Origin of the sequence: Streptomyces sp. NPDC006314 (genome assembly GCF_040613075.1) — a bacterium.
Classification (GTDB): Bacteria; Actinomycetota; Actinomycetes; order Streptomycetales; family Streptomycetaceae; genus Streptomyces.
On the sequence record NZ_JBEXRL010000012.1, the window covers coordinates 1 to 14,429 of the forward strand.

At 72.5% G+C, this 14,429-nt stretch carries 11 protein-coding genes and 1 rRNA gene; 7 read left to right on the forward strand and 5 right to left on the reverse strand.

What is annotated here, in order from left to right; translation table 11 throughout:
* Positions 1-95 (forward strand): 5S ribosomal RNA (rrf, locus tag ABZ079_RS22295); the annotation flags it as partial.
* 91 nt (positions 96-186) lie between these two features.
* On the opposite strand, the gene ABZ079_RS22300 is transcribed toward rrf, so the two are convergent.
* The 5 genes from ABZ079_RS22300 to ABZ079_RS22320 all read right to left on the reverse strand — a co-directional run bounded on the left by ABZ079_RS22300 (position 187) and on the right by ABZ079_RS22320 (position 5,818).
* Positions 187-1,497: a DUF58 domain-containing protein gene (locus ABZ079_RS22300; RefSeq protein ID WP_356941182.1), complete on the reverse strand. Its 1,311-nt coding sequence runs from the start codon at positions 1,495-1,497 to the stop codon at positions 187-189.
* The gene (locus ABZ079_RS22305; protein WP_356941368.1) at positions 1,497-2,489 is read right to left on the reverse strand and encodes a MoxR family ATPase; all 993 of its coding nucleotides are present in this window, start codon (positions 2,487-2,489) and stop codon (positions 1,497-1,499) included. Before ABZ079_RS22305 ends, ABZ079_RS22300 begins: the two co-directional genes overlap by 1 nt.
* On the reverse strand, positions 2,489-3,685 hold the full coding sequence (locus tag ABZ079_RS22310; protein ID WP_356941183.1) for a DUF4350 domain-containing protein: 1,197 nt from the start codon (positions 3,683-3,685) through the stop codon (positions 2,489-2,491). Before ABZ079_RS22310 ends, ABZ079_RS22305 begins: the two co-directional genes overlap by 1 nt.
* Positions 3,682-4,392 carry a DUF4129 domain-containing protein gene (locus ABZ079_RS22315; protein ID WP_356941369.1) on the reverse strand — a complete coding sequence of 237 codons (711 nt, stop codon included), beginning with the start codon at positions 4,390-4,392 and terminating at the stop codon, positions 3,682-3,684. The genes ABZ079_RS22310 and ABZ079_RS22315 overlap by 4 nt, the downstream gene beginning before the upstream one ends.
* 61 nt (positions 4,393-4,453) lie before the next feature.
* Positions 4,454-5,818: a glycerophosphoryl diester phosphodiesterase membrane domain-containing protein gene (locus ABZ079_RS22320; protein WP_356941184.1), complete on the reverse strand. Its 1,365-nt coding sequence runs from the start codon at positions 5,816-5,818 to the stop codon at positions 4,454-4,456.
* Positions 5,819-5,958: 140 nt separating this feature from the next.
* On the opposite strand from ABZ079_RS22320, the gene mtnA reads away from it, so the two are divergent.
* The 6 genes from mtnA (at position 5,959) to raiA (ending at position 14,318) form a co-directional block, all read left to right on the forward strand.
* On the forward strand, positions 5,959-7,101 hold the full coding sequence (mtnA, locus tag ABZ079_RS22325; RefSeq protein WP_356941185.1) for an S-methyl-5-thioribose-1-phosphate isomerase: 1,143 nt from the start codon (positions 5,959-5,961) through the stop codon (positions 7,099-7,101).
* Positions 7,102-7,562: 461 nt separating this feature from the next.
* Positions 7,563-8,252, forward strand: coding sequence for a two-component system response regulator MtrA (gene mtrA / locus ABZ079_RS22330; RefSeq protein WP_005316841.1), 690 nt, complete (start codon positions 7,563-7,565; stop codon positions 8,250-8,252).
* 1 nt (position 8,253) lies between these two features.
* Positions 8,254-10,341 carry an MtrAB system histidine kinase MtrB gene (gene mtrB / locus ABZ079_RS22335; protein WP_356941186.1) on the forward strand — a complete coding sequence of 696 codons (2,088 nt, stop codon included), beginning with the start codon at positions 8,254-8,256 and terminating at the stop codon, positions 10,339-10,341.
* Complete coding sequence (locus ABZ079_RS22340) at positions 10,331-12,163, forward strand: LpqB family beta-propeller domain-containing protein (RefSeq protein ID WP_356941187.1); 1,833 nt, start codon at positions 10,331-10,333, stop codon at positions 12,161-12,163. The genes mtrB and ABZ079_RS22340 overlap by 11 nt, the downstream gene beginning before the upstream one ends.
* Before the next feature lie 191 nt (positions 12,164-12,354).
* Complete coding sequence (locus tag ABZ079_RS22345) at positions 12,355-13,314, forward strand: ComF family protein (protein ID WP_356941188.1); 960 nt, start codon at positions 12,355-12,357, stop codon at positions 13,312-13,314.
* A gap of 311 nt (positions 13,315-13,625) precedes the next feature.
* Positions 13,626-14,318: a ribosome-associated translation inhibitor RaiA gene (gene raiA, locus ABZ079_RS22350; RefSeq protein WP_356941189.1), complete on the forward strand. Its 693-nt coding sequence runs from the start codon at positions 13,626-13,628 to the stop codon at positions 14,316-14,318.
* The last annotated feature ends 111 nt before the right edge of the window (positions 14,319-14,429 follow it).

The window sequence follows — 14,429 nt, forward strand, 5'->3', positions numbered from 1 at the left end:
AAACGCCCGGTTACATTCCGAACCCGGAAGCTAAGCCTCACAGCGCCGATGGTACTGCAGGGGGGACCCTGTGGGAGAGTAGGACACCGCCGAACAAATCTTGAGAAAACCCCCGCATCGAAAGATGCGGGGGTTTTCTGCGTTCGGGGTAAAGGCCGGCCCGAAAAGGCCGCGGGACAGAGTGGCTCAGAGCCGTCCCGCCGCCTTGAGGGACAGATACGCGTCCGCCAATGCCGACGCCAGATCGTCCGGAGTCGCGTCGACCACCGTCACACCGTGTCGACGGAGCTGTTCCGCTGTGCGCTGACGTTCGCTCTGTGCCTGGGCCGCCGCCGCAGCCTCGTAGACCGCCTCAGCGTTGCCGCGCGCCTTCGCCATGCTTGCGATGTGCGGGTCCGCAACCGAGGCGACCAGGACGGTGTGGCGCTGAGTGAGCTGGGGAAGTACGGGGAGCAGCCCCTGCTCCACCGGTGCCGCGTCGAGCGTCGTGAGCAGCACGACGAGGGAACGCCGGGATGCCACCCGCAGGGCAGTGGCGGTGAGGCCGCGAGCGTCGGTCTCGACCAGTTCCGGTTCGAGCGTGGCCATCGCGTTGACCACGGAGGGGAGCACATCACCTGCCGAGCGGCCCTGGACCAGGGCGCGTACCCGGCGGTCGTAGGCGAGCAGATCCACGCGGTCGCCGGCGCGGGAGGCAAGCGCTGCGAGGAGCAGGGCTGCGTCCATGGAGGCATCCAGGCGTGGGGCGTCGCCCACGCGCCCGGCCGAAGTGCGGCCGGTGTCCAGGACCAGGAGAATGTGGCGGTCGCGTTCGGGGCGCCAGGTGCGGACGGCGACGGCGGACTGCCGGGCGGTGGCTCGCCAGTCGATCGAGCGGCTGTCGTCTCCCGGCACGTACTCGCGCAGGCTGTCGAACTCCGTTCCCTCACCGCGGGTCAGCATGCTGGTGCGGCCGTCGAGTTCCCGCAGTCTGGCGAGTTTCGACGGTAGATGCTTCCGGCTGGTGAACGGGGGCAGGACTCGTACCGTCCAGGGCACCTTGTGGGAGCCCTGGCGGGAGAAGAGGCCCAGGGGGCCGTAGGAGCGGATCGTCACACGGTCGGCCTGGCGGTCTCCCCGGCGGACGGGACGCAGCCGGGTCGTCACACGCCGACGTTCGCCCGGGGGGACGGTCAGGCGGTGACGCGAAGCGTCGACCTCGGTGCCGGGCTGCCAGCTGCTGGGCGGCCACGCATCCCGCAGGCGGGCGCGCAGGGGGCGGCGGGACGGGTTGCTGATCGTGAGGGTGACGCCGGCGGCTTCGCCGAGACGCGCGGAGGTGTCGCCGGAGCGGGCCAGGACCAGCCGTCGCACGGGCGCGGCGAGCACGTAGTCGCAGGCGCAGGCCAGCGCCAGCGGGCCATTGACCGCGAGGATGCCCGTCCAGCCGGGTTCCAGAATGCCGACGGGGATCGAGCCGAGGGCCGCGAGGAGGGCGGCGCGTCCGGTGAGCGCCATCAGCGGGGAACCGGGACGTGGGCGAGGACGGCGTTGATGACGGCGTCGGCCGTCACTCCCTCCATCTCGGCCTCGGGACGCAGCTGTACACGATGCCGCAGCGTGGGCAGGGCGAGGGCCTTCACGTCGTCGGGGATGACATAGTCGCGGCCCGTCAGCCATGCCCAGGCACGCGAGGCGGCCAGGAGGGCGGTGGCGCCGCGCGGAGAGACACCCAGATTGAGGGAAGGCGACTCCCGGGTGGCGCGGCAGATATCCACGACGTAGGCGGTGATCTCGGGGGACACGGTCGTCTTGGCGACCGCGGCGCGGGCGGCTTCCAGGTCGGCGGGGCCGGCGACGGGGCGTACGCCCGCGGCGCGCAGGTCGCGCGGATTGAAGCCCGAGGCGTGGCGGGTGAGGACGTCGATCTCGTCCTGCCGGGACGGCAGAGGGATCGTCAGTTTCAGGAGAAAGCGGTCCAGTTGGGCCTCGGGGAGGGGGTAGGTGCCCTCGTACTCGACGGGGTTCTGGGTCGCGGCGACCAGGAACGGCTCGGGAAGAGGGCGCGGGGTGCCGTCGACGGTGACCTGCCGTTCCTCCATGGCCTCCAGGAGGGAGGACTGGGTCTTGGGAGGGGTGCGGTTGATCTCGTCCGCGAGGAGGAGGTTGGTGAAGACCGGGCCGGGCTGGAAGGAGAACTCGGCGGTGCGGGCGTCGTAGACGAGGGAACCGGTGACGTCGCTCGGCATCAGGTCAGGGGTGAACTGGACCCGCTTGGTGTCGAGCTCGAGCGCGGATGCGAGTGCCCGGACAAGCAACGTCTTGGCGACTCCGGGGACTCCTTCGAGTAGTACGTGTCCGCGGCAGAGCAGGGCGACGACGAGACCGGTCACGGCGGGGTCCTGGCCGACCACGGCTTTGGCGATCTCGGCGCGCAGGGCTTCGAGGGAGGCACGGGCGTTGCCGCCCGCATCCCCGGTCCGCCCGGCGTTGTCAGTGGTCGGGTCCATCATGAACGGCGTACCTCTCTTTCGAGGGCGTCGAGTTGGTCGGTGAGTGCGATGAGGGCCGCGTCGTCGCCGGGCGGCGGTCCGAAGAGGAGGGAGTGCAGGGCCTGTCCGTCGCCGGCGAGGTGGGCGGACAGGGCGGGGAGCAGGGCCTCGGGCGTGTGTGCCTGGGTGCCGGGGACGCCGACGAGGGGGGCGAGGCGCGTGCGGGTGGTGGAGCGAAGAGCGGCGGCCGCGCGGTCGCGGGCGTGGGCCTTGCGGTAGAGGCGGGCGCGGCCTTCGGCGGTCTCTGAGGCGCGGATCGCGACGGGGAGTCTTTCGGGCACGAGGGGGCCGAACCGGCGTGCCCGCCAGAAGGCGGCGAGAGCCGCTGCGATGAAGAGCTGCAGGGTGCCCCAGAGCCATCCCGAGGGGAGCAGGTCGAGGAAGTTCTTCTGTTCGCCGCTGTCAGTGGTCGAGGAGTCGGACAACGAGGGCAGGTACCAGACCAGATGGGGGCGGGAGCCGAGCAGTTGCAGGGCGAGCGAGGCGTTGCCCTGCTCGTCGAGCCGGTCGTTGTAGAGGATGTCGGGCGCGCCGAGGACGACGGTGTCGCCGTCGCCGGATGCCGCGGGGATGCGCAGGAGGGTGGCGAGGCGCTCGCTGGGGTAGCAGGTGTCGGCGCCGAGGTGGGTGGTGGTGTAGCGGATGCCGCCGGTGTCAGCGCTGCCCGCGCGCCGCGCCTCGGGCAGGGTGCAGCCGGGGGCGAGAGTGGAGTGGACGCTGTGGGCCGGGTCCGCGGTGACCCCGGGGGCGAGGCGCTCGACGGACGAGCTGCCGGCCGCGACGAGGAGGGTGCGTCCGCCGGACGCTGCGGTCGCCGTGTGCAGCTGGGTCTGTTGGCGGCTGGTCAGCAGGTCGGGGACGGCGATCAGGAGGGTGGCGTCGGGGCCGGCGGCGGCGCGTGCCGCGTCGAGCGTGGTGACCACGCGCGTGGACACGCCCCGGTCGGCGAGGAGTCGGGCGACGGCGCGGCTGCCGTAGGGGTCGGCGGAGCGTGGGTCCAGGGCGCCGTGCCGGGCGGTGGAGCGTACGGCTGCCATGGCGACGGCCGCGGCGAGGATCAGCACGACTGCGAGAGTGATGCCTCGTGCGCGGGTCCACACCTGGCGGGCGGTCGGCGCGGTGGAGGTGGTCGGCAGGGTGGCCTCGGTGGTCACTCGGCGGCCCCCTGGCGGGTACTGGAGGCGGCGCCGGCGGCGAGAGTGGGCCTGGTGCGTTCCAGGTCGCGGTCGAGTTCGGCGAGGCGGTGGTACGACTGCTCGCTCGCCCCGCGTCCGCCGTACGTGACGTCGTCGAACTCCCGGGCCGCGGCGCGCAGTCGGTCCCTGTGCGCGGGCAGGGTGCGGCCGGCCTCCGCGGCGGCTTCGTCCGCGGTGCGGCCGGGGCGCACGTCGAGCAGGGCCCGCTCCTCCAGCGAGCGGACGATGGCCCGCATGCGTTCCTGGACGGCTTGGTTCCAGTGGCCCTGGGCCGCGTGTGCCTCGCCGGCCGCCCGGTGTTCGGCGGCGCTGCGGGGGCGGTCGTCGAACAGGAGGGGGGCGGAGGCGGGTGGGCGGCGCGGGGTGCCCAGGCGCCACCACAAGGCGGCCAGCACGGCGGCGGCGAACAGGATCACGACGAACAGGCCGACCGCGCCGCCGGGTGTCGCCGAGGCGGCCGTGCCGAACAGCTTGTCGAGCCAGTCCCAGAAGGCGTTCAGGGCACGCTGGAGAAGGCTGGGGTCGTTCTCGTGGTACATCCGCTTGGACAGCTCACGCCGGGCCGCCTCCCGCGCGGGATCGCGAGGGATGGTCACCGGCGGCTCGTCTCCCGAGCCGCCGGCTGCCAGGACAGCCGTGTCCGCCGCGCACAGCAGGCCTCGCACGACCGTGCTGCCGACGCCGGACTCGGCCGCGGTGAGAAGTCCCCCCGGCAGGCTCACCGCATCAGCTCCCCGGGACTGGACCGGTGGCGCCGGCGCCGTAGCCCTGGACACCTGCGGCGCGGGCCAGTTCCAGGTCGAGGGCCTCTCGGCGGATGCGCTGGTCGATGTAGAGGAGCACGGTGACGCCCGCGCTGATCGGCAGGGTGAGCGTGGTACCGACCAACGAGCCGATCCCGCGGATGATCAGGAACGTCCAGCTGACGTGTTCGCCGCCGGTGCCGAACAGGTTGCTCATGCCGTCGCCGCTCACGGCGGCCCCGATGACGGCGAAGGGGATGGCGACGAGCGAGGAGACGATGTTGGTGATGAGCCCGGTGAGCAGCACGATGCCGAAGACGCGCCACCAGGAGCCGCGCACCAGCTTCGTGGAGCGGCTCAGGGCCTTCGTGACGCCCTGGCGTTCGAGCATCAGCACCGGTGCAGCCAGGTAGAAGCGGATCATCAGCCATCCGGCGACGATGACCGCCGCGAGGATGCCGAGGGCCAGCAGCGCCGCCCCGGCGCCGTCGCTGCCGCCGGCGAGCAGGACGAGGAGGCCGGGCAGCGTCCCGGCGAGGCCGACACCGAGAATGATCAGGCCGAGCAGGAGGAGCAGGCCGAACAGCTTGGGGATCTGCGGGCGGGCTTCGCGCCAGGCCTCGCCGGTGCTGACCGGCTTGCCGAGGACGGCACGGCTGGTGATGGTCGTCAGCAGGGCGGTCGCGACGATGATGGCGACCGTGGAGATCACGGTGACGATGCCGGTGCCGATCATGGTTGCCCGCAGGGCCCGCAGGACGTCACCGGGGGTGGCACTCCGGTCGTCGAACGACGTCTGGGCGATGGTGTCGTTCATGAGGAAGCCCTGCACGAGGACCAGCGTGGTGTCGACGAGCAGAGCGACCGCCAGCGAGATGCCGAGCACCGTGCGCCAGTAGGTGCGCATCGTGGAGACGGCGCCGTCGAGGATCTCGCCGACGCCGAGCGGGCGCAGCGGGATGACACCGGGCTTGGCCGCGGGCGGGGGGCCGCCCCAGCCGCCGCCCCAGGCCCCGTAGCCGCCGGGGGCGCCAGGACCGCCGTGGCCTGCGGGAGGGGCTCCGTAGCCGCCGCCGTAGCCACCGGGGGCCGGGCCGCCGGGCTGCGGGCCGCCCCAGCCCGGGCCGGGCGGCGGGGGCGGGGGCGGGGGAGCCTGATCCGGGCTGGGGGCACCGGTGGGCGCGGGCCACTGGCCGGGTGGCGGCTGCTCCTTGGACCACTTCACGCCTGGGGTCTGCGCGTCCGTGCCCGGCTGTGGTGCGGGCTCGGTGGGGCCGGACGCACCGGGTTCCCGCCCCTCGGACGACGGGGCGGATCCGGGCGAGGCCCAGCCCGGAGTGTCTGTCATCGAAACTCCTTCTCGGTGCCCGTCCGCGGTCGCGGCGGCAGGTTGGCAGCCATCGTGCCATGGGGTGGTCACCGGCGGACCGGCCGCGGTAGGCGCTGGACACCTTCAATTGTCCGCCGGATCCGGGGCAGACTGACCGCATGGCTGATCAGCAGGCGCGAACCGGCGGGGACAAGCGGCCGAGCGAGATACCGGTGATCCGATGGGAGGAACCACCCGAAGGTCCCGTACTGGTCCTTCTCGATCAGACGAGACTCCCGGCCGAAGAGGTCGAGCTGGTGTGCACGGACGCATCGGCGCTGGTGGAGGCGGTCTGTTCGCTCGCCGTGCGCGGGGCGCCGCTGCTCGGGATCGCGGGGGCGTACGGCGTCGCGCTCGCCGCCGCGCGCGGCTTCGACGTGGCTGAGGCGGCACAGGCGCTCGAGGGTGCCCGGCCCACCGCGGTGAATCTGTCCGTCGGCGTGCGCCGGGCCGAGGCCGCGTACCAGGCGGCGATGGCCGGGACCGGCGACCCCACCGCGGCGGCCGCGGCCGCGTTGGCCGCGGCGCAGGCGCTGCACCGGGAGGACGCCGAGGCCAGCGCGCGGATGGCGGCGCACGGTCTGGCGTTGCTGGACGAGTTGCTGCCCGGCGGCGGGCACCGGGTCCTCACCCACTGCAACACCGGATCGCTGGTGTCGGGCGGCGACGGCACCGCCTTCGCGGTGGCCCTCGCGGCACACCGTGAAGGGCGGCTGCGGAGGCTCTGGGTGGACGAGACGCGTCCGTTGCTGCAGGGCGCGCGCCTGACGGCGTACGAAGCGGCCCGCAACGGCATGGCATACACCCTGCTCACCGACAACGCGGCGGGATCCCTGTTCGCGGCGGGCGAGGTGGACGCGGTACTGATCGGAGCGGACCGGATCACGGCCGACGGTTCGGTGGCGAACAAGGTGGGGAGCTATCCGCTCGCCGTGCTGGCGCGCTACCACCACGTGCCGTTCATCGTGGTGGCGCCGCTGACGACGGTCGATCCGGACACCCCCGACGGGGCGTCCATCGAGGTCGAGCAGCGGCCCGGCTTCGAGGTGACCGAGGTCGTAGCACCCCAGATGCCGGTGACGGGAGCGGGAGGCGGGATTCCGGTGGCACCCCTGGGCACCCAGGCGTACAACCCGGCGTTCGACGTGACGCCGCCCGAGCTGGTGACGGCCATCGTCACCGAGGAAGGAGCCGTTTCCCCCGTGACGGCCGACGCTCTGGCAGAGCTGTGCGCCAGGGCACGCCAGGTGACCATCGACTGAGGGGATGAGGTCGGCTCGACCGGCGGAACGGCCCCTTCACCCGTTGGTGATTCACAGAGGACCGGGCCGTGGCATCTGGCGCCGGCATCAACGTCCCGCCGCGCTCCGCTCCGCCGGGCGCGCTCGCGGTGCCGCCGCGGGCCGCGGGCACCTGTCGCCGCCGCGCCGCCCGCGCTGCGCCCACGCGCGCCCGAGTGGTCGGTACCGGTGGCCCTGAGCCGAGCACCGCACACTGCGGCGCCGGTCACGGCGAAGCCGGCGGGGTATCGGCCGGCGCGGGATGGCAGGGCCGCCGTTCGCGTGCGCGTGAGGGTGCCGGGCGGGGGCGGCCCGGTCGAGCCGGCATCCGTCACTGACATCGACGTCGGCGGACGAGGGCAGACAGTGACGGCTCACTGCGACTATCGTCACGGGCCAGTGACCTCGCTCACCAGCGCCTCTGTCACTGTTACGAGAATGGGATGATGTCGTTTATGAAGGGACGAGTCCTTGTCGTCGACGACGACACCGCACTGGCCGAGATGCTCGGCATCGTGTTGCGTGGTGAAGGTTTTGAGCCGTCTTTCGTAGCCGACGGCGACAAGGCGCTGGCCGCTTTCCGTGAGGCCAAGCCCGATCTGGTGCTGCTTGACCTGATGCTGCCCGGGCGGGACGGCATCGAGGTGTGCCGCCTGATCCGGGCGGAGTCCGGGGTGCCGATCGTGATGCTCACGGCCAAGAGCGACACCGTCGACGTGGTCGTGGGCCTGGAGTCGGGCGCCGACGACTACATCGTCAAGCCGTTCAAGCCGAAGGAACTGGTGGCCCGGATCCGGGCGCGGCTGCGCAGGTCGGAGGAGCCGGCGCCGGAGCAGCTGACCATCGGTGACCTGGTGATCGACGTGGCCGGGCACTCGGTGAAGCGGGACGGGCAGTCGATCGCGCTGACCCCGCTTGAGTTCGACCTGCTGGTGGCGCTCGCGCGCAAGCCGTGGCAGGTGTTCACCCGTGAGGTGCTGCTCGAGCAGGTGTGGGGCTACCGGCACGCCGCCGACACGCGGCTCGTCAACGTGCATGTCCAGCGGTTGCGTTCCAAGGTCGAGAAGGACCCGGAGCGGCCGGAGATCGTGGTGACCGTCCGTGGTGTCGGTTACAAGGCCGGACCGAGCTGACATGTCCCGGGACAGTGCCGCCTCGGCTCCCGGCGGTTCCGGGGCCCGTCCGGGGCGGCCTGCCGGCCGGGCGGCAGCGGGTACGCGCTTCAGGCACCTCTTCGAGGGCGGACTGGTGCAGGGCGGCGTTCAGGGCAGCCCGGTCCTGCGGCTGTTCCTGCGCTGGGTGCGCCGGCCGCTGCTGCCGGTCATGCGCCTGTGGCGGCGCAACATCCAGCTCCGGGTCGTCGCCACGACTCTGCTGATGTCGCTGGGTGTCGTCCTGCTGCTCGGCTTCGTCGTCATCGGGCAGGTACGCAACGGCCTGCTGGACGCCAAGGTCAAGGCGTCGCAGAGCCAGGCCACGGGCGGGTTCGCGGTGGCCAAGCAGAAGGCCGACGAGGCGGCCGGCGGCACGGGTGCCGGGACCGGCACCGCCGACGGCACCTCGACCGAGGACGGGCGGCAGTCGCAGAATGTCATCCAGTGGATGAGCGACCTCGTGGAGTCGCTGTCCAGTGGTGGCGCGGGCGCCTTCGACGTGGCGACGCTGCCCGTGGGCGACGACAGCGGCGGCGGACGCAGCCCGCGCGGCTCCGGGAACGTCAACCCGACCTCCAGCGTGCCCGCCGACCTGCGCGAGCGGGTCAACAGAGGCACCACGGCCGCCCAGAGCTACACGCGGATCGTGTACTCCAACGGCAAGGAGTCCCAGCCGGCGCTGGTCATCGGGAAGCAGGTCAACGACCCCAACGGGCGCCCCTACGAGCTGTACTACCTCTTCCCGCTCACGCAGGAGGAGAAGTCCCTGAGCCTGGTCAAGGGCACCCTCGCGACCGCCGGGCTGTTCGTCGTGGTCCTGCTCGGCGCCATCGCCTGGCTGGTGGTGCGGCAGGTCGTCACGCCGGTGCGGATGGCGGCCGGGATCGCGGAGCGGCTGTCGGCCGGGCGGCTGCAGGAGCGGATGAAGGTCACCGGCGAGGACGACATCGCGCGCCTGGGCGAGGCCTTCAACAAGATGGCGCAGAACCTTCAGCTGAAGATCCAGCAGCTGGAGGAGCTGTCGCGGATGCAGCGCCGGTTCGTGTCCGACGTCTCGCACGAGTTGCGCACCCCGTTGACGACCGTCCGCATGGCGGCCGACGTCATCCATGAGGCGCGCGAGGACTTCGACCCGGTGACCGCGCGGTCGGCCGAGCTGCTCGCCGACCAGCTGGACCGGTTCGAGTCGCTGCTCGCGGACCTGCTGGAGATCAGCCGCTTCGACGCGGGCGCGGCGGCCCTGGAGGCCGAGCCGATAGACCTCAGGGAGGTCGTCCGGCGTGTGGTCAGCGGTGCCCAGCCGCTCGCCGAGCGCAAGGGCACGCACATACGCGTGGTCGGCGACCAGCAGCCCGTCGTCGCAGAGGCGGACGCGCGGCGCGTGGAGCGGGTACTGCGCAACCTCGTCGTCAACGCCGTCGAGCACGGCGAGGGCAAGGACGTCATCGTCAAGCTCGCCGCCGCCGGCGGCGCGGTCGCCATCGCGGTGCGCGACTACGGCGTCGGACTCAAGCCGGGCGAGGCGACCCGGGTCTTCAGCCGCTTCTGGCGGGCGGACCCGGCACGCGCGCGTACCACCGGCGGTACGGGCCTCGGACTGTCGATCGCGCTGGAGGACGCGCGGCTGCACGGCGGCTGGCTGCAGGCCTGGGGCGAGCCGGGTGGCGGCTCGCAGTTCCGGCTGACGCTGCCCAGGACCGCCGACGAGCCACTGCGGGGCTCGCCGATACCGCTGGAGCCCAAGGACTCGCGTCGCAACCGCGGCCTCGACGACGCCGGGCTGTCCCGCGGGGGCGAGGAGAAGCGGGCGACCGTTCCGGTGCAGCAGGGCGGCGCCCAGGCGCCCGCTCTGCCGCCGCGCAGTCCGGTCGCCCCTCGGCTGGCCACCGTCACCGCCGCCGACCCGACCGCCCTGCCCGGCAACGGCAACGGCGCGCGCGTCGTGCCGCGGCCCACCGGTGGTGCACGGCGGCCGGACGACAGGGCCGCCGAGAACCCGGCACCCGGCACGGGAGCGGCCACAGCGGAGGACTCGACCGAGCCAGGGGAGGCATTTCGTGGGCGCTGACCGCGAGGGGGGCGCCCGGCGGCGGCCGGGGCGCGCGGTGGCGTACGCCGCCTTGGGGGCCGTCCTGCTGGCCGGGTGTGCCTCGATGCCCGACAGCGGGGATCTGCGGGACGTGGAGTCGACACCGCGGCAGGACACCGGGGTCCGGGTGTTCGCCGTGCCGCCGGCCGACGGCGCCGGTCCGGGCGAGATCATGCAGGGCTTCCTGGAGGCGCTGACCAGCGACGATCCGGAGTACGACACGGCTCGCAAGTACCTGACGGACGACGCGGCGAGCGCCTGGCGGCCCGAGCGGTCGACCACGGTTCTCGCGAACGGGCCGAGCATCGAGACCGACTGCCAGGCGGGCGTCCGGGAAGAGGCCGACAGCGTCATCTGCGTCCTGGCCGGCAGCCGGGTCGCCACGGTCGACGCGCAGCAGGCGTACCGGCCCGCCGACGGGTCGTACCGCAAGAAGCTGCACCTCACGAAGAACCCCGACAGCGGGCAGTGGCGCATCGACGGCCTGCCCGACGGGGTCGTCATGGGCAAGTCGGACTTCCAGCGGAACTACACCTCCGTCGACAAGTACTACTTCGCCTCCAACACAGCGGTCGGGCCGACCGGGCAGCCGGTGGTGGTCGCCGATCCGGTGTTCGTGCGCAGCAGGGTGGACCCGATGACCCGGATGGTCCGCTCGCTGCTCGAAGGGCCCACCACCTGGCTCGGGCCGGTGGTCAGATCCAGCTTCCCCACCGGTACGGCCCTGCAGAAGGACGTGTCGGGGCTGACGCCGGACGACCAGAACAAGCTGACGGTGCCGCTGAACCTCAAGGCGTCCCAGGTCGCGGCGACCAAGTGCACCGAGATGGCGGCCCAGGTGCTGTTCACCCTGCGGAACCTGACGCCGACGCTCGAGTCCGTCGAGTTGCAGGGGCGCGGTGGCGAGCGGCTGTGCGATCTCACCCAGGAGCGCGCCGAGTCCGCCGCCTGGCACGGGTCGGCCAAGCGTCCCGAGTACCTGTACTTCCTCGACGGCAAGCACCAGGTGGTGCGGATGCCGACCGGGAGCACCGGTACCGGCGCCGTTCCGGTGCCCGGTCCGCTGGGCGAGGGCGACAAGGGGCTGCGGTCGGTGGCGGTGTCGCGGGACGAGCACACCGCGGCCGGGGTCGGCGACGGCGGCAGGTCTCTGTACGTGACGTCGCTGGCGTCGGGGGGCTCGCTCGGAGACGCGCTGGTCACCAGCACCGGCGCGGCCCCCGCCGACCGACTGACCACACCGAGCTGGGACGCCCGAGGCGACCTGTGGGTGGCCGACCGCGACCCGCACCATCCGCGGCTGAAGGTCCTCGAGCAAGGCGTCGCGAAGCCCGAGGACGTCGCCGTCCCGGATCTGTCCGGCCGCATCAAGGACGCGCGGGTGGCCGCCGACGGGGTGCGCATCGCGCTGGTAGTGGAGAAGGACGGCAAGCAGTCCCTGCTCATCGGCCGGATCCAGCGTGACGACGGGACCGGGCAGGGCATCTCGGTGGACGGACTGCGGTCCGCGGCACCCGGCTTGGAGCAGGTCAGCGCCATCTCCTGGGCCGGGGACAGCACGCTGCTCGCCGTCGGCCGGGAGCAGGGCGGCGTGCAGCAGATGCGGTTCGTCCAGGTCGACGGGTCCACGCTGGACCGACCGGCTCCCGGGGCGCTGCCGGGAGTGAGGGCGATCGCCGCGTCCGAGGACGAGCGGGTCCCGCTGGTGGCCTACTCCGACGACGGGATCGTCCGGCTGCCGTCCGGGGCGCAATGGCAGAAGGTCGACAAGGACGGGACGGCGCCGGTCTATCCCGGGTGAGCGGCGGGCACCGGGCCGTTCTTCGGCAGGCGGACTGCGGGCCCGCCCCTTTCCGGGGTGCCATGCCTGCCCCCCGGTGCGGCCGACCGCCCCTCGTGTGAGTGAGGGGTGGCACGGGCCGCGGCCGGTTGTCCACAGGGCGTTGTCCACAGGGGTGGCCGACCGTCACCCGCGTTGGCACAGTGGTGGCCATGCGGGGGTGGTGGCAGGACCTCACCGACCTGGTGCTGCCGGCCGAGTGCGCGGGCTGCGGGGCACCTCGTACGGTGCTCTGCCCGCGGTGCCGGGCCGCGCTGGACAGGGGCGAGCCGCGGCGGGTGCGGCCGGTGCCGGAGCCGACCGGGCTGCCGGTGGTGCACGCGGCGGCTCCGTACGCGGAGGAGGTGCGGGCGCTGCTTCTCGCCCACAAAGAGCGGGGTGCGCTGGCGCTGGCGGGAGCCCTGGGCACGGCTCTGGCGGGGGCCGTACGGGCGGGACTCGACTGGAGCAGCCCCGGCGGTGTCGTCGTCGGCGAGTGCGACAGGCCGGTCGCGTCGGGCGGGACGGTGGGTCCGCGCGGCTCGGTGGATCCGGGCGGGTCGCAGGGGCGTGGGCTGGTGGTGCTCGTGCCCGTGCCCTCCGCCCGGTGGGCCGTGCGGGCGCGTGGACACGATCCAGTGCGGCGGATGGCGCTCGCGGCGGCCGGTGAGCTGCGGCGCACCGGGACACCGGCCCGGGTGGCGGCCGTACTGCGGCAGCGGCGGGCCATGGCGGACCAGGCCGGGCTCGACGCGCGGCAGCGCCTGGAGAACCTCGCGGGCGCGCTGGAGGTGACAGCGGGCGGTGGCCGGCTGCTCGACGCGGGCCGGGTCGTGCTCGTCGACGATCTGATCACGACGGGCGCGAGTCTCGCGGAGGCGGCGCGTGCCCTGCGGGAGGCGGCCGGATGGCGTCACGGGAGGCGGGAAGGAGAGGGACGCGGGACGAGAGGAGTCGTGTACGGGGCCGTGAGCCGGGAAGGTAGGGGAGAACGACGGATCGGAGCACGGCGGGAGAGAGGGAAGTGGGTGCACGGTGCATCGGAAGAGGCGGCGGTGAACGCCCTTCGCCCGGCGCTCCACGCAGCTGTGATCGCCGCCCCTCGGGATTCTTTCGAAATGGACAGGAACTGACCGCCAGCCTGCATCGTTGCAGCTAGTGAGAGGGGTAATTCATCTGAACGGAGGTACGCGGTAGTAGAGGGTGACGTCATCCGTCCGGGCGAGATATGTTCGGTTGTGAGGAAAGGCGCAGGCCACACCTCCCATATCCGAATGCCGTGCCGCGGGTTTTCGGCAATCACCCGCGCCGGTGGGGTGGAGATCTCGTCCATGGGGGAGGAGGAGGTGGAAGTCACCGAGTCCGAGGTCCGGTGAGCACCGGACCTGGTGTGAAAGGGAGATGCTCCGCCCCCTGGCGGAGCGATCCGGGAACGGAGTTCTGCGTGGACATCGTCGTCAAGGGCCGCAAGACCGAGGTGCCCGAGCGGTTCCGCAAGCACGTGGCCGAGAAGCTGAAGCTGGAGAAGATCCAGAGGCTCGATGCCAAGGTGATCAGCCTCGACGTCGAGGTGTCCAAGGAGCCCAACCCACGACAGGCCGACCGCTGTGACCGAGTGGAGATCACGCTCCGCTCCCGCGGTCCGGTGATCCGGGCGGAGGCAGCGGCCAGCGATCCGTACGCGGCACTCGACCTGGCGGCGGAGAAGCTGGATGCCCGGCTGCGCAAGCAGCACGACAAGCGTTTCTCGCGCCGAGGCGCACGACGGATCTCGGCGGCAGAGGTCGCCGACCACGTCCCGGGCGCGGCGACGCTGAACAGCAACGGCCTCCCCGTCCACGAGGAGGAGACGGACGGAGTGCCGACCAAGAAGATCGGCTCGCTGGAGGTCAAGGGTGAAGGACCCCTCGTCGTCCGCGAGAAGACCCACGTCGCCTCCCCCATGAGCCTCGACCAGGCCCTCTACGAGATGGAACTGGTCGGCCACGACTTCTACTTGTTCGTCGACTCCGAGACGAAGGAACCGAGCGTCGTCTACCGGCGCCACGCCTACGACTACGGCGTGATCCACCTCAACACGGACCCGATGGTCGCCGAGTCGGAGCCCCCCGCGGCCGGGGGCACACTGGGCGGCTGACCCCGCCCGACCGAAGCCCATCCGGTGCCCCTGGAGCGCGTGTGCGCCCCCAGGGGCACCGGTGTGCGACCACTTCGCGCCCCGCACGTCACCTCTGTGTCGTCCGGGCAT

Excerpts from the sequence above, each read along its gene's own strand:
- ABZ079_RS22305 (WP_356941368.1), bottom strand. The coding sequence starts at position 2,489 with ATGGACCCGACCACTGACAACGCCGGGCGGACCGGGGATGCGGGCGGC.
- ABZ079_RS22300 (WP_356941182.1), bottom strand. The coding sequence starts at position 1,497 with ATGGCGCTCACCGGACGCGCCGCCCTCCTCGCGGCCCTCGGCTCGATC.
- mtrA (WP_005316841.1), top strand. The coding sequence starts at position 7,563 with ATGATGTCGTTTATGAAGGGACGAGTCCTTGTCGTCGACGACGACACC.
- ABZ079_RS22345 (WP_356941188.1), top strand. The coding sequence starts at position 12,355 with ATGCGGGGGTGGTGGCAGGACCTCACCGACCTGGTGCTGCCGGCCGAG.
- mtnA (WP_356941185.1), top strand. The coding sequence starts at position 5,959 with ATGGCTGATCAGCAGGCGCGAACCGGCGGGGACAAGCGGCCGAGCGAG.
- ABZ079_RS22320 (WP_356941184.1), bottom strand. The coding sequence starts at position 5,818 with ATGACAGACACTCCGGGCTGGGCCTCGCCCGGATCCGCCCCGTCGTCC.
- mtrB (WP_356941186.1), top strand. The coding sequence starts at position 8,254 with ATGTCCCGGGACAGTGCCGCCTCGGCTCCCGGCGGTTCCGGGGCCCGT.